The organism is Micromonospora sp. bgisy143, assembly GCF_057708145.1.
In genome coordinates this window covers 26,967-43,953 of the sequence record NZ_JBYIRN010000010.1, presented here as the reverse complement: position 1 = coordinate 43,953, position 16,987 = coordinate 26,967, and the positions used below count along the sequence as shown (strand labels likewise).

General features: G+C 73.1%; 19 protein-coding genes and 1 riboswitch. Of the genes, 14 read left to right on the top strand and 5 right to left on the bottom strand.

Annotated features, from left to right (window positions below; genetic code table 11):
* The first annotated feature begins 5 nt into the window (after positions 1–5).
* A complete protein-coding gene (gene fmt / locus AC3EN4_RS14335) occupies positions 6–932 on the top strand; it encodes a methionyl-tRNA formyltransferase (protein WP_435206356.1) in 927 nt (308 codons plus the stop codon).
* On the top strand, positions 929–2,365 hold the full coding sequence (locus AC3EN4_RS14330) for an RsmB/NOP family class I SAM-dependent RNA methyltransferase (protein WP_435206355.1): 1,437 nt from the start codon (positions 929–931) through the stop codon (positions 2,363–2,365). The genes fmt and AC3EN4_RS14330 overlap by 4 nt, the downstream gene beginning before the upstream one ends.
* A gap of 62 nt (positions 2,366–2,427) precedes the next feature.
* Here the strand turns inward: AC3EN4_RS14330 and AC3EN4_RS14325 are convergent, their stop codons facing one another.
* Positions 2,428–3,318 (bottom strand): septum formation family protein, encoded by an 891-nt coding sequence (locus AC3EN4_RS14325; protein WP_435206354.1) that lies wholly within the window; start codon positions 3,316–3,318, stop codon positions 2,428–2,430.
* A gap of 84 nt (positions 3,319–3,402) precedes the next feature.
* The gene (locus AC3EN4_RS14320; protein WP_435206353.1) at positions 3,403–4,293 is read right to left on the bottom strand and encodes a septum formation family protein; all 891 of its coding nucleotides are present in this window, start codon (positions 4,291–4,293) and stop codon (positions 3,403–3,405) included.
* A gap of 254 nt (positions 4,294–4,547) precedes the next feature.
* Here AC3EN4_RS14320 and rpe point away from each other — a divergent pair, with 254 nt between their 5' ends.
* The 7 genes from rpe (at position 4,548) to ribH (ending at position 10,729) form a co-directional block, all read left to right on the top strand.
* A complete protein-coding gene (gene rpe, locus AC3EN4_RS14315) occupies positions 4,548–5,228 on the top strand; it encodes a ribulose-phosphate 3-epimerase (protein WP_422739621.1) in 681 nt (226 codons plus the stop codon).
* A 1-nt stretch (position 5,229) separates the two neighbouring features.
* On the top strand, positions 5,230–6,186 hold the full coding sequence (locus AC3EN4_RS14310; protein ID WP_422739622.1) for a response regulator: 957 nt from the start codon (positions 5,230–5,232) through the stop codon (positions 6,184–6,186).
* 78 nt (positions 6,187–6,264) lie between these two features.
* A riboswitch (FMN riboswitch) is annotated at positions 6,265–6,435 on the top strand.
* A gap of 159 nt (positions 6,436–6,594) precedes the next feature.
* Positions 6,595–7,656, top strand: coding sequence for a bifunctional diaminohydroxyphosphoribosylaminopyrimidine deaminase/5-amino-6-(5-phosphoribosylamino)uracil reductase RibD (gene ribD, locus AC3EN4_RS14305; RefSeq protein WP_422739623.1), 1,062 nt, complete (start codon positions 6,595–6,597; stop codon positions 7,654–7,656).
* Position 7,657: 1 nt separating this feature from the next.
* A complete protein-coding gene (locus AC3EN4_RS14300; protein ID WP_435206352.1) occupies positions 7,658–8,275 on the top strand; it encodes a riboflavin synthase in 618 nt (205 codons plus the stop codon).
* Positions 8,275–8,964, top strand: a complete 690-nt coding sequence (pnuC, locus tag AC3EN4_RS14295) for a nicotinamide riboside transporter PnuC (protein ID WP_435206351.1) — start codon at positions 8,275–8,277, stop codon at positions 8,962–8,964. The genes AC3EN4_RS14300 and pnuC overlap by 1 nt, the downstream gene beginning before the upstream one ends.
* Positions 8,961–10,226 (top strand): bifunctional 3,4-dihydroxy-2-butanone-4-phosphate synthase/GTP cyclohydrolase II, encoded by a 1,266-nt coding sequence (locus AC3EN4_RS14290; RefSeq protein ID WP_435206350.1) that lies wholly within the window; start codon positions 8,961–8,963, stop codon positions 10,224–10,226. The genes pnuC and AC3EN4_RS14290 overlap by 4 nt, the downstream gene beginning before the upstream one ends.
* 2 nt (positions 10,227–10,228) lie before the next feature.
* A complete protein-coding gene (ribH, locus tag AC3EN4_RS14285) occupies positions 10,229–10,729 on the top strand; it encodes a 6,7-dimethyl-8-ribityllumazine synthase (protein ID WP_422740667.1) in 501 nt (166 codons plus the stop codon).
* 76 nt (positions 10,730–10,805) lie between these two features.
* Here ribH and AC3EN4_RS14280 read toward each other — a convergent pair whose 3' ends face one another.
* From AC3EN4_RS14280 to AC3EN4_RS14270, 3 genes are read right to left on the bottom strand one after another with little or no spacing between them, the layout of a single operon-like run.
* Complete coding sequence (locus tag AC3EN4_RS14280) at positions 10,806–11,549, bottom strand: amino acid ABC transporter ATP-binding protein (RefSeq protein ID WP_435206349.1); 744 nt, start codon at positions 11,547–11,549, stop codon at positions 10,806–10,808.
* Between the two features lie 2 nt (positions 11,550–11,551).
* Positions 11,552–12,412 carry an amino acid ABC transporter permease gene (locus tag AC3EN4_RS14275; protein ID WP_422739628.1) on the bottom strand — a complete coding sequence of 287 codons (861 nt, stop codon included), beginning with the start codon at positions 12,410–12,412 and terminating at the stop codon, positions 11,552–11,554.
* Positions 12,409–13,269, bottom strand: a complete 861-nt coding sequence (locus AC3EN4_RS14270; RefSeq protein WP_435206348.1) for an ABC transporter substrate-binding protein — start codon at positions 13,267–13,269, stop codon at positions 12,409–12,411. Before AC3EN4_RS14270 ends, AC3EN4_RS14275 begins: the two co-directional genes overlap by 4 nt.
* Before the next feature lie 133 nt (positions 13,270–13,402).
* On the opposite strand from AC3EN4_RS14270, the gene AC3EN4_RS14265 reads away from it, so the two are divergent.
* From AC3EN4_RS14265 to rpmI, 5 genes are all read left to right on the top strand, one after another.
* Positions 13,403–13,666 (top strand): phosphoribosyl-ATP diphosphatase, encoded by a 264-nt coding sequence (locus AC3EN4_RS14265; RefSeq protein WP_089016570.1) that lies wholly within the window; start codon positions 13,403–13,405, stop codon positions 13,664–13,666.
* 45 nt (positions 13,667–13,711) lie between these two features.
* Positions 13,712–14,557 carry an ATP phosphoribosyltransferase gene (hisG, locus tag AC3EN4_RS14260; protein ID WP_422739630.1) on the top strand — a complete coding sequence of 282 codons (846 nt, stop codon included), beginning with the start codon at positions 13,712–13,714 and terminating at the stop codon, positions 14,555–14,557.
* A gap of 278 nt (positions 14,558–14,835) precedes the next feature.
* On the top strand, positions 14,836–15,309 hold the full coding sequence (locus tag AC3EN4_RS14255) for a PH domain-containing protein (RefSeq protein WP_422739631.1): 474 nt from the start codon (positions 14,836–14,838) through the stop codon (positions 15,307–15,309).
* An 809-nt stretch (positions 15,310–16,118) separates the two neighbouring features.
* Positions 16,119–16,766 carry a translation initiation factor IF-3 gene (infC, locus tag AC3EN4_RS14250; RefSeq protein ID WP_030335715.1) on the top strand — a complete coding sequence of 216 codons (648 nt, stop codon included), beginning with the start codon at positions 16,119–16,121 and terminating at the stop codon, positions 16,764–16,766.
* 20 nt (positions 16,767–16,786) lie between these two features.
* The gene (rpmI, locus tag AC3EN4_RS14245) at positions 16,787–16,981 is read left to right on the top strand and encodes a 50S ribosomal protein L35 (RefSeq protein ID WP_354973576.1); all 195 of its coding nucleotides are present in this window, start codon (positions 16,787–16,789) and stop codon (positions 16,979–16,981) included.
* Positions 16,982–16,987: the final 6 nt, after the last annotated feature.

Sequence of the window (16,987 nt, the reverse complement as noted above, 5' to 3'; positions counted from 1 at the left end):
CCGGGATGCGTGTGATCTTCGCCGGTACGCCCGCGGTGGCCGTACCCGCCCTGGCCGCCGTCGCGGCCTCCCGACACGAGCTGGTCGCCGTGGTCACCCGACCCGACGCGCCCGCCGGACGGGGCAGGGGCCTGTCCCGCTCGCCGGTCGGCGCGTGGGCCGACGAGCACGGCGTGGAGGTGCTCACCCCGGCCCGCCCCCGCGAGCCGGAGTTCCTCGACCGGCTGCGCGCGCTCGCCCCGGACTGCGTGCCGGTGGTGGCGTACGGCGCGCTGGTGCCGCCGTCCGCGCTGGAGATCCCCCGCCACGGCTGGATCAACCTGCACTTCTCGCTGCTGCCGGCCTGGCGGGGAGCCGCGCCCGTGCAGCACGCGGTGCTGCACGGCGACGAGCTGACCGGGGCGAGTGTCTTCCAGTTGGAGCAGGGCCTGGACACCGGGCCCGTCTACGGCACGCTGACCGACGAGATCCGCCCCGGTGACACCTCCGGCGACCTGCTGGACCGTCTCGCCGACAGCGGCGCGGGGCTGCTCGTGGCGGTGCTCGACGCGATCGCCGACGGCACCGCCCGGGCCGAGCCGCAGCCCGCCGACGGGGTCTCCCTGGCGCCGAAGCTGACCGTGGAGGACGCCCGGGTGCGCTGGGGCGACCCGGCCTTCGCGGTGGACCGGCGCGTCCGCGCCTGCACCCCGGCGCCCGGGGCGTGGACGACCTTCCGGGACGAGCGGGTGAAACTCGGCCCGGTCGCACCGGAGCCCGACGGTCCGGACCTGAAACCGGGGGAGTTGCTGGTGGAGAAGACCCGCGTGTTGGCCGGTACGGCCACCGGGCCGGTGCGCCTGGGCGAGGTCCGCGCCGCCGGCAAGCGGGCCATGGCGGCCACCGACTGGGCGCGCGGCGTCCGGGTGAGCGCCGGCGAGGCCTTCGCGTGACGGCCCCGGAGGGAACCCGTCCGTTCCGGGGCGGATCGTCGGCCGGCCGTGGTGGCGATCGTCGGCCGGCTCGGCCTCCACTGGACCGGCCGCGCCGGGCGGCGTACGAGGCGGTGGCCGCCGTGCACCGCGACGACGCGTTCGCCAACCTGGTGCTGCCCACCATCCTGCGCGAGCAGGGGCTCGTCGGCCGGGACGCCGCCTTCGCCACCGAGCTGACCTACGGCACGCTGCGGCACGTCGGCACGCTGGACGCGATCCTCAGCGACGCGGCCGGCCGGGACGTGGCCCGGATCGACCCGCCGGCCCGCGACGCGTTGCGGATCGGGGCGTACCAACTCCTGCACACCCGGGTGCCCCCGCACGCGGCCGTGTCGTCGACCGTGGACCTGGTCCGCTCCGTCGCGCCGGGCGCCGCCGGGTTCGCCAACGCGGTGCTGCGTGAGGTGTCGACCCGGGACATCGACGCGTGGGTGGCCAAGCTCGCCCCGCCCATGGAGACCGACCCGGTCGGGCACCTGGCGCTGGCGTACAGCCACCCGCAGTGGATCGTGCGGGCCTTCTCCGAGGCGCTCGGCGGTGACCTGGGCGAGACGGCCCGCCTGCTGATCGAGGACAACGAGCGTCCCCCGGTGCACCTCTGCGCCCGGCCCGGGTTGATCGACCCGGTCGAGCTGGCCGACTCGGTCGGCGGGGCGCCCGGCGCCTTCTCCCCGTACGCCGTCTATCTGCCCGGCGGCGCGCCCGGCGACGTGCCGGCGGTGGCGGACGGCCGCGCCCACGTCCAGGACGAGGGCTCCCAGTTGGTGGCCGCCGCGCTCGCGGACGCGCCGCTGGACGGCCCGGACGGGCGCTGGCTGGACCTCTGCGCCGGCCCCGGCGGCAAGGCGGGGCTGCTCGGCGCGCTGGCCGCGCAGCGGGGCGCCCGGCTGACCGCCGTGGAGGTGGCCGAGCACCGGGCCCGGCTGGTGTCCCAGGCGACCCGGGGTCTGCCGGTGACCGTGCTGGCCACCGACGGCCGGGAGGTCGGCGCGGACCCGAAGCTGCCGGAGGGGCACTTCGACCGGGTGCTGGTGGACGCCCCGTGCACCGGGCTGGGCTCGCTGCGCCGCCGGCCCGAGTCGCGCTGGCGGCGGCAGCCGTCGGACCTGCCGCCGCTGACCCGGCTGCAACGCGAGTTGCTGGGCGCCGCGCTGCGGGCGGTCCGGCCGGGCGGGTTGGTCGCCTACGTGACCTGCTCGCCGCACACCGTCGAGACGCACGTGACGGTCACCGAGGCGGCCCGCCGCAGCGGTGTGGCGGTGGACTTCGTCGACGCCCGACCGTTGCTGCCGGCCGGCATGCCCGGCCTGGGTGACGGCCCGACCGTGCAGCTCTGGCCGCACCGGCACGGCACCGACGCGATGTTCCTGGCCGTCCTGCGCAAGGGCTGACAGCGGCCGAAACGACACCGCGCCCGGCCGACCCCGGCCAGGCGCGGTGTCCGTGTTCGGGCTCAGGTGACCGGGAGGCCCTTGGTGCCGGCGTTGCGCATCGAGCGGGTCAGGTTCCGGTCACTGATCCACAGGAAGCACTGCACGCCCCGGTTGCCGTTCTTCCACTCCTGCTCGTACGGCTGGTAGTAGATCGTCCCGGCCCGGAAGTCGAGCTTGGAGTCGTCCGGCACCTTGGCGTACTTGGCGGTGACCGACTGGCACGCCCGGTGGGTGCGCTTGGTGGTGCGGTTGAACTCCGCGTAGCTGATGTCCGGGGCCTGCCAGATGCCGACGAACTCGGCGTGGTGCTTCGCCGTGCAGGAGACCGGCACCATCGCCTCGATGTCGTCCTTGACCAGCTTCGGGTTGAAGCAGCGGTAGGCCAGTGGCGCGGCCCCGGTGAGCGCGCCCCGCAGGCTGCCGGTACGCAGGTCGACGGCGGTGTCGTCGATGCTGGCGATCTCGGTGACGTCGCACCGGTACCAGCGGGCGCCGCCGGCCCAGGCGGGCGCCGACGGCAGCACGACGGTCAGCCCGAGACGGCCGGAGCGCCAGTCACCGCCGACCGCCTTGGTGACCTCCTTCTCGCAGCCGGCCTGCGCGGCCCGCATGCCCTCGGACCCGGGCGGCGGGGTGGTGCCGCGCTGGGCGCCGGGACCGGTGAGCGTGCCGACGTGGATGGTCTCCACCCGGTGCGCCTCGCTGCACTCCATCGGGTTGTAGCCGCTGAGGAAGCCGACCTGCTGGGAGGAGTGGTGGCAGACACCCGCGGCGGGGACGAACTGCTCAGCGGCCACGGGCGCGGGCCAGTCGTCGGTGAGGTTCCGGTCCACGCCGGCGGGCGCGCCACAGCCGGTGAGGGCCAGCGCCACCGCCGCGCCTCCGGCAACCGCCGTCAACCACCGTCGCATCATCGACCTCCCGCCGCCGGTGACCTCCGGTCGACCTCCAGCCGGCCGGTAGCGCCACGGCGCAGCAGCATACGGCACCGTCACTCAGATCGCCGGTAGTCCCTCGGGGCCGGCGCCGCGCATCGAACGGGTGAGTTTGCGGTCGTCGCTCCACAGGAAACAGCGCACCCCGCGGTCGCCCTCCTCCCACTCCCGTTGCGACGGTGGGTAGTAGATGGATCCGGCCCGGTACGGCAGCTCGCTGTTGTTGGGCACGGCCACGTACGCGGCGATCAGCGCCATGCACCGCCGGTGCGCCAGCTCGCCCGCGCGGGTGAAGGCCGCCCAGCTCGTGTCCTTCTCCTCGTAGACGCCGACGAACTCGGCGCGGTGCGGCTCGGTGCAGAGCACCGGGGCCATGTAGTTGAGGTTGTCGCCGATCAGCTTGGGATCGAAGCAGCGGTGGGTCAGCGGGCTGTCCCCGATCAACGCGCCACGCAGGCTGCCGACCCGGTTCACCGGGCGGGTGTTGTCGATGCTGTCGGTCTCGCTGAGGTCGCAGCGGAACCAGCGCGCACCCCCGGTCCACGCCGGGGCCGAGGGCAGCGAGAGGGTCAGGGTGAGCCGGGCCGTGTGCCAGTCGCCGCCGAGCACGTCCCGGGCCCGCTGGTCGCACTCGGCGCGGGCCGCGCGCAGCGCGGTCGAACCCGGGCCCGGTCGGGCGCCGGCCAGCGCGGCCGGCCCGGTGAACGTGCCGACGTGGATCGCCTCGGCGAGGTGGCTGCGGGCGCAGTCCACGGTCTCGTACGTGCTGGCCTGCACGACCGAGGTGATCCGGGGCAGGCAGGTGTCGGTGGCCGGGGTGAACGGCCGGGGCACCCGCAGCGCCGGCCAGTCGTCGGTGAGATCACCGTCCGCGCCTCGTGCCGGCGCGCAGCCGGACAGCAGCATCGTCGTGACGCCGACCAGCGCCAGCGCTGCAAGCCACCGTCGCATCGTCCGCCCTCCCGGAAGCTGGCGACCGGTCGCCGCGCCCCACGGCGCGACCCCGGCGGGCGTGCAGCCTATGGCACCATCCCGCTTGGAGTGTCGTCGCGTTTGGGTCGATCGGCCAGCCACTGATGTCTGTTCGTCCGGATTCGAGGGTCCGGACCGGCTCATTCTGCACTACTGGTCACTGCTGGATCACAGCGTGTCGGAGTTGGTGCCGTGCTGCGGGCGGCGGGTGACCGCGTTCGTACACTGGCCCCGTGACCGTACCGCCGCCAATCGTCGCGCCGAGCATCCTGGCCGCCGATTTCGCTCGCCTCGCCGAAGAGGTCCGTGCCGTCGAGGACGCCGCGGACTGGTTGCACGTGGACGTGATGGACAACCATTTCGTGCCCAACCTGACCATCGGGCTGCCCGTGGTGCAGAGCCTGCGGGCCGCCACCACGATGCCGTTCGACGTGCACCTGATGATCTCCGACCCGCGCCGGTGGGCCCCCGGGTACGCCGACGCCGGGGCGTACAACGTCACCTTCCACGCCGAGGCGGCCGACGATCCGGTGGCCCTGGCCAAGGACCTGCGCTCGGCCGGCGCGAAGGCCGGACTGGCCATCGACCGGGACACCCCGATCGAGCCGTACCTGGACCTGCTGCCCAGCTTCGACACCCTGCTGATCATGACGATCAAGGCGGGCTTCGGCGGGCAGCGGTTCATCCCGCAGCTGTTGGAGAAGGTCCGCACCGCCCGCCGGCACGTGAACGCCGGGCACCTGGAGCTGCGCATCGAGGTGGACGGCGGGATCGCCGCCGACACCATCGAGCAGGCGGCGGCGGCCGGCGCCGACGCGTTCGTGGCCGGCACCGCCGTCTACGGCGCCGCCGATCCGGCGGAGGCGGTACGCCACCTGCGGGCGCTGGCGGAACGCGCGGCGCCCGAGGCCTGACGTGGAGCCCGAGGCCGACCGCAAGGACGTCATCCTCGTCGTCGACGACGACGAGGACATCGCTCGGTTCGTCGACTTCAACCTGCGGTTGCACGGCTTCGAGGTGATCCACGCCAGCGACGGCCAGGAGGCACTGGAGGTCATCGAGCGCCAGCGACCGGATCTGGCGGTGGTCGACCTCATGATGCCCCGCATCGACGGGCTGGAGCTGACTCGGCGGCTGCGCGCCGACCCGATGACCTCCGCGCTGCCGGTGATCATGCTGACGGCCAAGGGGATGACCGTGGACAAGGTCCACGGGCTCAGCGCGGGCGCGGACGACTACCTGGTCAAACCGTTCGACACCGCCGAGCTGGTGGCCCGGGTCTCCTCGACGCTGCGGCGCAACAAGGAGTTCCGGGAGGTCTCCCCGCTCACTGGGCTGCCCGGCAACAGCCGCATCCGGCGGGAGATCAGCGACCGGGTCCGGCAGGGTGTGGACTACGCGGTCGGCTACATCGACATCGACCGGTTCAAGAGCGTCAACGACCGGTACGGCTTCGTCCGGGGCGACGACTTCATCTCCGCGTTGGCCCGCAGCCTGCACCGGGCCGTGGTGGCGGTGGGCCTGCCGCCGGCCTTCCTCGGCCACGTCGGCGGCGACGACTTCGTGATCGTCTGCGCGCCCGACCAGGTCCGCCCCCTCACCTCCCGCGCGGTGGTCGACTTCGAGAAGTCCGCGGACACGCTCTACGACGCCACCGACCGCGAGCGCGGCTTCGTCGAGCTCAAGGACCGGCGCGGCAACATCCGCCGGGCGGCCCTGGTCACGCTCTCGATCGGCGTCTCGCTCTCCGACGCCGGCAAGCGGTTCACCGACCCGCTCGAGGCGATCGCGGTGGCCTCGGAGATGAAGACGGTCGCCAAGAGCCAACCGGGGTCGTACGTCGCCGTGGACCGGCGGCGGGGTGTCACCTGACGCGTGATCCCGCTGTGAAGTAGCTCGCCTGAATAACGACACGCCGCCCTCGGCGTGTAAGACTGCGGAGTACCCACCACGCGCTGGCGGGACTCGGTGAAATTCCGAACCGGCGGTGATCCACGGTCCAACCGTGGTCAGCCCGCGACCCGGACGGCTCTGCCGCCCGGTGGACCTGGTGAAAATCCGGGGCCGACGGTTGGGGGCGGCTCGTCCGCGCCCAGACAGTCCGGATGGGAGACAGCGCGCGGGACGGACGGGTCTTCAGCCGGCCGCTGGCGTCAGCGTGCCGTGCCGCCCTCCCGGGGCGGCTGTGCCGTACCCGGAATCCGCCGCCGCCTGCCCGCGGTCCATACCGCCTCCCTGACCGCCCGCGCGATGAGGCGAGTGAGAGGGCAGGACAGGGCGATGGCCAGCGTCTCCGTCGACGAGGCGATGCGGCGTGCGATCGAGTTGGCGGCGCGCGGGTTGGGCACCACCAGCCCCAACCCGGTGGTCGGGTGCGTGCTGCTCGACGCGGACGGCCAGGTCGTGGGCGAGGGCTTCCACGCGTACGCGGGCGGACCGCACGCCGAGATCGTCGCGCTGGCCCAGGCCGGCCGGCGCGCCAAGGGCGGCACCGCGGTCGTCACTCTGGAACCGTGCGACCACACCGGCCGCACCGGTCCCTGTAGCACCGCGCTGGTCCAGGCCGGCGTGGCCCGGGTCGTCATCGCCGTACCGGACCCGAACCCGGTGGCCTCCGGTGGCGCCGCCACGTTGCGCTCCGCCGGGGTCCAGGTGGACCTGGGGGTACGCGGTGACGAGGCCGAGGCCGGCAACGTGGCCTGGTTGACCTCGATGCGCCGGGGCTGGCCGTACGTGATCTGGAAGTACGCCGCCACCCTCGACGGCCGGTCCGCCGCCGAGGACGGCACCAGCATGTGGATCACCTCCGAGGCGGCCCGGATCGACGTCCACGCGCTACGCGGCACGGTCGATGCGGTCATCGCCGGGGTGGGCACGGTGCTCGCCGACGATCCGCGGCTGACCGCCCGCAACCTGCGCGACGGCAGCCTGGCGATCCGGCAGCCGCTGCGGGTGGTGGTGGACAGCTCGGGGCGTACCCCGGTGGACGCCCGGGTCCGCGACGGCGCCGCGCGGACGTGGATCGCGACCGCCGCCGAGGTCGGCGCGGGCCCGGACGGCCGGGTCGACCTGCCGGCGCTGCTCGCGGCGCTGCACCAGCGCGGCGTCCGCGCGGTGCTGCTGGAGGGTGGACCCCGGCTGGCGGGCGCGTTCCTGGCCGCCGGTCTGGTGGACAAGATCGTCGGGTACGTCGCGCCGCGGTTGCTCGGCGCCGGCCCGACCGCGCTGGTCGACGCGGGAGTGACGACCATCGCTGAGGCCATCGATCTGGAGTTCGTCGACGTTACGCAGGTCGGTCCGGATCTCCGGATCACCGCTTTGCCCCGAAAGAGGGAGGGCTGACATGTTCACCGGCATTGTCGAGGAATTGGGCGAGATCGTACGCGTCACGGCCACGGCGGGCGATTCCGCGCTGATCGCCGTGCGTGGCCCGTTGGTCACCTCCGACGCCCGCCACGGTGATTCCATCGCCGTCAACGGTGTCTGCCTGACCGTGGTGGACGCGGCGGACGGCGTCTTCACCGCCGATGTGATGGGCGAGACCCTGCGCCGCTCCGCGCTGGGCGCGCTGCGCCCGGGCGACCCGGTCAACCTGGAACGGGCCGCCGCGCTGGGCAGCCGCCTCGGTGGGCACCTCGTGCAGGGCCACGTCGACGGCGTCGGCGAGCTGATCTCCCGGGAACCGGCCGAGCAGTGGGAGACGGTCCGGTTCCGGCTCCCCGCCGAGCTGTCGCGCTACGTGGTGGAGAAGGGCTCGATCACCATCGACGGCGTGTCGCTGACCGTGGCCGCCGTCGGCGTCGACGAGTTCGCCGTCGGGCTGATCCCGACCACCCTCAAGCTGACCACCCTCGGCGCGAAGGGCGTCGGCGACCCGGTCAACCTCGAGGTCGACGTGGTGGCCAAGTACGTCGAGCGGCTGCTGGGCAGTCGGCTCGCCGAGACCGGCGAGGTGGCCTGATGGGCGCCCTCGGCTGGTTCCTCGACGCCCAGGTGCAGGTGGCCGGCTCGCCGGTGCTGATCCGGGAGATCGTCGGCAACGCGTTCGGCCTGATCTCGGCGCTGCTCGGGCTGCGCCGGCTGGTCTGGGCGTGGCCGGTCGGCATGATCGGCAACGCGCTGCTGTTCACCGTCTTCCTCGGCGGGGTGTTCGCCACCCCGCAGGCCCACGACCTGTACGGGCAGGCCGGCCGGCAGGTGTTCTTCTTCGCGGTGAGCGTCTACGGCTGGTGGCGCTGGCAGCGCAACCGTCGGGCCGACGCCCAGCACGCCGCGGTGCTGCCACGCTGGGCCACCGGCCGGGAACGGCTCGCCCTGCTGCTGGCCGCCGTCGTCGGCACCGCCGCGGCGTACCCGCTGCTCAAGGCGCTGGGCTCGTGGGGTCCGCTGCCGGACGCCTGGATCCTCACCGGCAGTCTGCTCGCCACCTACGGCATGGCCCGCGGCTGGGTCGAGTTCTGGCTGGTGTGGATCGCGGTGGACGCCGTCGGTGTGCCACTGCTGCTGCGCGGCGGGTTCTACCCGTCGGCGGCCATGTACCTGATCTACGGCGCCCTCTGCGCCTGGGGCTTCGCCGCCTGGTGGCACACGTCGCGCGTCACCCGGCCGGCCGCCGCGCTCCCGCCCACCTACACGGAGGCCGTCGCATGACCAGTTTCGGGAGTATCGACGAGGCGATCGCCGAGATCGCGGCCGGCCGGCCGGTCGTCGTGGTCGACGACGCCGACCGGGAGAACGAGGGCGACCTGATCTTCGCGGCCGAGCTGGCCACGCCGGAGCTGATGGCGTTCATGGTGCGCTACACCTCGGGGTACGTCTGCGTGCCGTTGACCGAGAGCGAGGCCGACCGGCTCGACCTGCCGCCCATGCACCACACCAACCAGGACCGCCGGGGCACCGCGTACACGGTGACGGTGGACGCCCGGGAGGGGGTCAGCACCGGCATCTCGGCGGCCGACCGCGCGCACACCATCCGGCTGCTCGCCGACGCCGCCACCGACCCGACCGACCTGGCGCGTCCCGGGCACGTGGTGCCGCTGCGCGCCCGCGAGGGTGGGGTGCTGCGCCGGCCCGGGCACACCGAGGCGGCCATCGACCTGACCCGGCTCGCCGGGCTGCGTCCGGCGGGCGTGCTCTGTGAGCTGGTCAACGACGACGGCACCATGATGCGGTTGCCGGACCTGGAAAAGTTCGCCGCCGAACACGGCCTCGTGCTGATCACCATCGCCGACCTGATCGCCTACCGGCGGCATACCGAGAAGCAGGTCGAGCTGGTGGCCGAGGCGCGGATGCCCACCCGGCACGGGGTGTTCCGGGCGCTGGGTTACCGCGCCGAGCACGACCCGGCCGAGCACGTCGCCATGGTCATCGGCGACCTCGGCGACGGCCAGGACGTGCTGGTCCGGGTGCACTCCGAGTGCCTGACCGGGGACGTGTTCGGCTCGCTGCGGTGCGACTGCGGGCCGCAGTTGGACGCCGCGCTGGCCCGGGTCGCCCGCGAGGGTCGGGGCGTGGTGCTCTACGTGCGCGGGCACGAGGGGCGTGGCATCGGGCTGCTGCACAAGCTCCAGGCGTACCAGTTGCAGGACCAGGGCCGGGACACCGTCGACGCCAACCTCGACCTGGGTCTGCCGGCCGACGCCCGCGACTACGGCACCGGCGCGCAGATCCTCTACGACCTGGGCGTGCGCTCGATGCGGCTGCTCACCAACAACCCGGCCAAGCGGGCCGGGCTGGAAGGCTACGGGCTCACCATCACCGGCCGCGAGAGCCTGCCGGCCGGGGCGCACCCGGAGAACCTGCGCTACCTGCGCACCAAGCGGGACCGGATGGGTCACCTGCTGGACGAGTTGGACGAGGTGTCCGAGGCGCCGCTGGGGCGTCCCGTCGCCAATGACGAGATCGGAGCATGACGATGGCGGGATTCGGTGAGCCGGGAGTCGACGCGGTGGACGCCGCGGGGCTGACCGTCGGCGTGGTGGCCGCGCGCTGGCACGGCGAGCTGACCGACCACATGCTGGAGCGCGCGGTCGCCGCCGCCGAGGCGTGCGGCGCGCGATCCGTGGTGGCCCGGGTCGCCGGCTCGGTCGAGCTGCCCGTCGTCGCCCAGGCCCTGGCCCGCCGCTGCGACGTGGTGGTCGCGCTCGGCGTGGTCGTGCGGGGCGCGACCGCCCACTTCGACTACGTGTGCCGGTCGGTCACCGACGGGCTGACCCGGGTGGCGCTGGACGAGGGCAAGCCGGTCGCGCACGGTGTGCTCACCGTGGAGACCATCGAGCAGGCCCGGGACCGGGCCGGGCTGCCCGGCTCGGCGGAGGACAAGGGCTGGGCGGCGACCGTCGCCGCGCTCGACGCGGCGCTGGCCGTGCGGACCGTCGCCGCCGGCAACGGCCAGCGGGTCGGCTTCGGCGGCTGACGCCGCGCGGCTCCATTGTCGGCCGGCTCCCGGCCTGCGCGGCCTCGGTGCTGGCCGGCTCCGAGGCCGGCCGGTCTCAGAGCCGGCCGGCCTCGATGATCCGGCGGAGGAACTGCCGGGTACGGGGCTGCGTCGGTTCGCCGAGCACCTGCTCCGGCGGGCCGCTCTCCACGACGCTGCCTGCGTCGAGGAAGCACACCTCGTCGGCGACCTCCCGGGCGAAGCCCATCTCGTGGGTGGCCAACACCATGGTCATCCCGTCGGCCTTCAGGTCGCGGATCATCGCCAGCACCTCGCCGACAAGTTCCGGGTCCAGCGCCGAGGTGACCTCGTCGAGCAGCATCAGCCGGGGCGAGTTCGCCAGCGCCCGGACGATCGCCACCCGCTGCTGCTGCCCGCCGGAGAGCCCGTCCGGGTAGGCGTGCGCCTTCGCGCCCAGCCCCACCCGGTCCAGCAGGTCGCGGGCCTGGGCCTCGGCCTCGGCGCGGGCCCGCCGGTGTACGCGCCGGGGCGCGAGGGTGATGTTGTCCAGCACGCTCAGGTGCGGAAACAGGTTGTACGCCTGGAACACCATGCCGATCCGCCGGCGCACCCGGTCGGCGTCCACCCGGGGGTCGGAGATGTCCTCCCCGTCCAGCTCGATCGTGCCGTCGTCGATGTCCTCCAGTAGGTTCACGCACCGCAGCAGGGTGGACTTGCCCGACCCGGACGCCCCGATCAGCGCCACCACCCGGTGCTCGGCGACGGTCAGGTCGAGCCCGTCCAGCACGACGTGACCGGCGAACTCCTTGCGCAGACCCCGGCAGCGCAGCAGCGACATGGTCAGCCTCCCGACTGGCGGCGGGCCGAGCGCAGCGTCACCCAGTCGGTGACCGCGATCAGCGGGATCGCGAGCAGCACGAACAGCACGCCCGCCACGATGTACGGCGTGTAGTTGAACGACTGGGCTGTGGCGATCTGGGCGGCCCGGACCGCGTCGATCGGGCCGGCGAGCGAGACCAGCCCGACGTCCTTCTGCAGGGCCACCACGTCGTTCAGCAGCGGCGGCGCCACCCGGCGGACGGCCTGCGGCAGCACCACGTGGCGCATCGTCTGCCGGTAGGTCAGGCCCAGCGAGCGGGCCGCGGCGAGCTGACTGGGATGCACCGACTCGATGCCGGCCCGGAACACCTCGGCGAGGTAGCCGCCGTAGGTGAGCACCAACGCGAGCCCGCCCAGCACCAGCACCGACGGCATGCCCTGCAACCGCAGCCCGGGCACACCCAGGGTGAGCAGGTAGAGCACGATGATCAGCGGTAGCCCACGGAACGTGTAGGTGTACCCGGCGGCCAGCGCGCGGACCGGGAAGAAGACCGGGCCGCGCAGCGTCCGCAGCACGGCGATCACCAGCCCGAGCAGCAGCGCCCCGGCCGCGCAGCAGACCAGCAGCCGTACGTTGAGCCACAGCCCGTCCAGCACGGCCGGCAGCGCGTCGGCGGCGATCCGCGGGTCCAGGAAGGACCGCCGTACCCGGTCCCAACCCGGCGCGCCGGTCACCGCGACCACCAGCAGGGTGCCGAGCGCCGCCGTGGAGGAGGCCGCGACCAGCACGCTGTAGACGGTCTGCCGACGTCGGTACGCCGCCCGCCGCACCTGTGCGGCGGAGGGGGTGTGCGCCGCAGCGTGTGTCCGCTCCCGCGTCACGTCAGCTCGGTCGCGCCCGCCACCTGCGCGAGCCACTTCTGCTCCAACTGCTTCAGCGTGCCGGCCTCGCTGAGCTGACCGACCGCGCCGCTCACACAACGGGTCAGCGGCGAGTTCTTGTCCAGCAGCAGCCCGAACATCTCCGGCACGCCCACCTGCGGAACCTGACCGACGATCACCGCGTCGCTGATCTCCGCGCCGGTGATGTAGAAGGCCGTCGGCAGGTCCACCACGAGACCGTCGATCTGCCCGTTCTGCAGGGCCTTCTTGGCGTCGTCGTTGCTGTTGTAGACCTGCGGCTTCGCCGTCGGCTTGATCACGTCGGTGATCGCCTGGTAGCTGGTCGTACCGACCTGGGCGCCGAGCTTGGCGCCCTTCAGGTCGGCCACGGACTTCTTGCCGGCGATCTTCGACGACTTGAGCGCGATGACGGTCTGCCGCACCAGGTAGTAGGGCGCGGAGAAGTCCACCGCCTGCTTGCGCTCGTCGGTGACCGAGAACTGGTTGATGTCGAAGTCGAAGCTCTTCTCCCCGGGTGCGATCGCGGTGTCGAACTTCACCCGGGTCCAGGTCACGTCACCTCGGGCGTAGCCCAGCTTCTCCGCCACCGCGTACGCGACGGCGGCCTCGAAGCCCTCGCCGTTCTCCGGCTTGTCCTGCCGGAACCACGGCTCGTACGCCGGCTGGTCGGTGGCGATGGTGAGCTTGCCCGGCGTACGGGTCGGCAGGCTGTCCTTGGCGCACGTCGGCGCGGCGGTGACGGTGGGGGTCGGTTCGTCCTGTGGCGCGCACCCTGCGATGGCGCCGACGACGGCGCCGACGAGGATGAGCGCGAGCAGACGTGAGCGGCTGGCCATGGCGGACAGCGTAAAGGTCCACGCGCATCGATCGAAGATCTTCCCACCGCGACGGCAGGGAATTGTCCGCCTGCTGGGTTCGGCCCGACCCGGACGTCGGGCAGCGGCCCGGCGGCTGGAAGAATCGTTCCCCGTGAAGACGTTCGAGGAGTTGTTCGCCGAGCTGCAGGCCAAGGCCGCTGCCGGCACCCCGGGCTCGGGCACGGTCGCCGCTCTGGACAAGGGTGTGCACTTCATCGGCAAGAAGGTCGTCGAGGAGGCGGCCGAGTCGTGGATGGCCGCCGAGCACGAGGGGCCCCAGCGCACCGCCGAGGAGATCTCCCAACTGCTCTACCAGGTCCAGGTGCTGATGCTCGCCAGCGGTCTCGAGCTCAAGGACGTCTACCGACATCTGTGAGTGCGCCCCGTCGTTGATCAGACTCGATCGAAGGAGCACTCCGTCATGCTGCGTGTCGCCATCCCCAACAAGGGCACCCTGGCCGAGCCGGCCGCCCAGATGCTGCGCGAGGCGGGCTACCGCCAGCGCACCGACCCCAAGGACCTCGTCTGCCGGGACGAGGCCAACGACGTCGAATTCTTCTACCTGCGTCCCAAGGACATCGCCACCTACGTCGGCTCCGGTGATCTCGACCTCGGCATCACCGGCCGCGATCTGCTGATCGACTCGGCCGCGCCCGCCGAGGAGGTCGTCGACCTCGCCTTCGGCCGGGCCACCTTCCGGTTCGCCGCCCGCCCCGACGACATCGCCTCCGTGCAGGAATTGGGTGGGCACCGGATCGCCACCGCGTACCCGGGGCTGGTCGAGCGGCACCTCGACGAGGCGGGCGTCAAGGCCGAGGTGATCCGCCTCGACGGCGCCGTGGAGAACGCCGTACGCCTCGGGGTCGCCGACGTGATCGCGGATGTGGTGGAGACCGGCGCGACGCTGCGTCAGGCGGGTCTCGTGGTGTTCGGCGAGCCGCTGCTGCGCTCGTCCGCGGTGCTGGTACGCCGCGCCGGCGCGCCGGCCCACGCGCAGGCCGAGCAGTTGCTGCGCCGCCTGCACGGCGTGCTGGTGGCCCGCCGTTACGTGATGCTCGCCTACGACGTGCCGGCCGGCCTGCTGGACCGGGCCAGCGGGTTGACCCCCGGCATCGAGTCGCCCACCGTCTCGCCGCTGCACCGCGAGGGCTGGGTGGCCGTGCAGGCCATGGTGCTCCGCGACGACGTGCACCGGATCATGGACGAGCTGTACGACCTGGGCGCCCGCGCCATCCTGGTCACCAACATCCACGCCTGCCGCCTCTGACCGGTCCTTGATCCACACGAGATCGCCGAAATGGGGGTGTCCGCCCGCCCGGGTTACCCCGGCTTCCCCGATCTCGTGTGGATCACCGCCGCCCCGCGCCGCCCCGCGTCGGGGGCTGTGCGTGCCCGCCTCCGCAAGATCGTGCCCGAACAGGGATGTAGTGGCATCGGTGGCGGGCTGAGGCCACTACATCCCTGTTCGGGTGCGATCTTCATCGGCGCGCGGTGCCTCGGCGGGTGGTGCGTCGGTGCGGCGGACGTGAGTGGCAGACTGGGCGGGTGAGTGACACCGAACTGGTCCGCCTGAAGCCGCGCCGCATCCGGGTGGTGTGCTGGTCGGCGGCGATCGTGCTGGTGGTGGTGTTCGCCCTGGTCGCCACCTCGCTGACCGGGCCGACCGGCGACGGGTACGGCAGCTTCCAGCGCGGTGACCAGATCGCCATGATCGGCCTGGGTGTCTTCGGCGCGCTGGGTTTCCTGTTGTTCACCCGCCCGCGCATCGAAGCGGACGGGCGGGGCATCCGGGTACGCAACGTCATCAGCTCGTACGAGCTGCCCTGGGAGGTCGTCCGGGGCATTCGGTTCGACCGGGGCGCGCCGTGGGCCAGCCTGGAGCTGCACGACGACGACCTGCTGCCGTTGATCGCGTTGCAGGCCGCCGACAAGGAGCTGGCCGTCGACGGCGTGCGCGCCCTGCGCCGGCTCTTCGAAGCCCACCAGTCCCGCCTCGCCGAACGTGCCGTCGGCAACTAAGCCCCCGCCCCGCCTCGGCCCGCGCGGCCCCCGCCTCGGCCCGCGCGGCCCCGCCTCGCGCCCGCGCCGCCTCGCGCCCGCGCCGCCCCGCCTCGGCCCGCGCCCGCGCGGCCCCGCGCCGCCTCGCGCCCGCGCCGCCTCGCGCCGCGCCGCCCCGCCTCGGCCCGCGCCCGCGCGGCCCCGCGCCGCCTCGCGCCCGCGCCGCCTCGCGCCCGCGCCGCCCTGCCTCGCGCCCGCGCCGCCTCGCGCCCGACTCGCCCCGCCTCGGCCCGCGCCCGCGCGGCCCCGCGCCGAGGCAGCAACTTCCCCGAAACTGCTGCCTCCCGGCGCCTGGATGCCGCAACTTCCGGGAAACTGCGCGGATCTTGAGGCCCGCCGAGGTCCGCCGAGGCCCGCCGAGGCCCGCCGAGGCCCGCCGGGGCCCGCGAGGTCCAACGAGACCCGCTCAGGCCCGCTGAGCGGCACCGACGCCATCCGCCCAGCCCCAGGCGGTGTCCGGTTTGGGGGTGGGCGGTACGGCGGTGTAGTGTTGTCGAGTCGACCAGGCTGTCTCCGCGTGCGAGCAGACAGCCTTGAAAGCGGAGCGCCTGCTCCCACCCGAGTCGCCGCCACGGTGGCCGGGTCCGGTCACCGGTTCCGGGCATGTCCCGGCCCCGGATGCGCGATCCTGTGATCGTGCCGACCGGTCGAGCGGGCCCTGGCATGCGCCAGGGCCTTCTGTTTTCCAGGTCGGTTCCCTTCCGGGAGCCGCAGGGGTCGGCACCTGAGCAGAAACGACTCGAGGAGGCCCCATCAGCGTCGAACCACGCGTGAACGAGCAGATCCGGGCACGTGAGGTCCGACTGGTCGGCCCAGAGGGTGAGCAGGTGGGCATCGTCCCGCTGGAGCGCGCCCTGCAGCTGGCCGCGGACGTCGATCTGGACCTGGTCGAGGTTGCGCCGATGGCGCGCCCGCCGGTGTGCAAGCTCATGGACTTCGGCAAGTTCAAGTACGAGAGCGCACTGAAGGCGCGCGAAGCGCGGCGTAACCAGCAGCAGACCGTCATCAAGGAAATGAAGCTCCGGCCGAAGATCGACCCGCACGACTACGAGACCAAGAAGGGTCACGTGGTGCGGTTCCTCAAGGCGGGCGACAAGGTCAAGGTGACGATCATGTTCCGCGGTCGCGAGCAGAGCCGCCCGGAGCTGGGTTACCGGCTCCTGCGTCGGCTCGAGTCCGAGATCACGGATCTGGGATACGTCGAAGCCGCTCCCAAGCAGGACGGCCGAAACATGATCATGGTTCTCGCTCCGCACCGGGCCGTCAAGGCTTCCGCGGTCGCCGCCACGGCGTCCCGCGGTGGCCCTCGGGACCGGGCAGGGGACGAGTCCGCCGCTCCGGCAGCCGATGAGACCGCGGCGGTCGGGGAGACCGCAGCAGCCGGCGACACCGGCACCGCCGCCACCAGCGGCGAGTAACAGGGGAGAAGACGTTCCACATGCCGAAGATGAAGAGCCACACGGGTATGGGCAAGCGGGTCCGGGTGACCGGCAAGGGCAAGATCGTGTCTGAGCAGGCCGGCAAGCGCCACCTGCTGGAGGGCAAGGCGTCCACCCGCACCCGCCGGTTGACCGGCACGGTCGTCGTGGCCAAGGCCGACGTCAAGCGCATCAAGAAGCTGCTCGGCCGCTGACGCGCG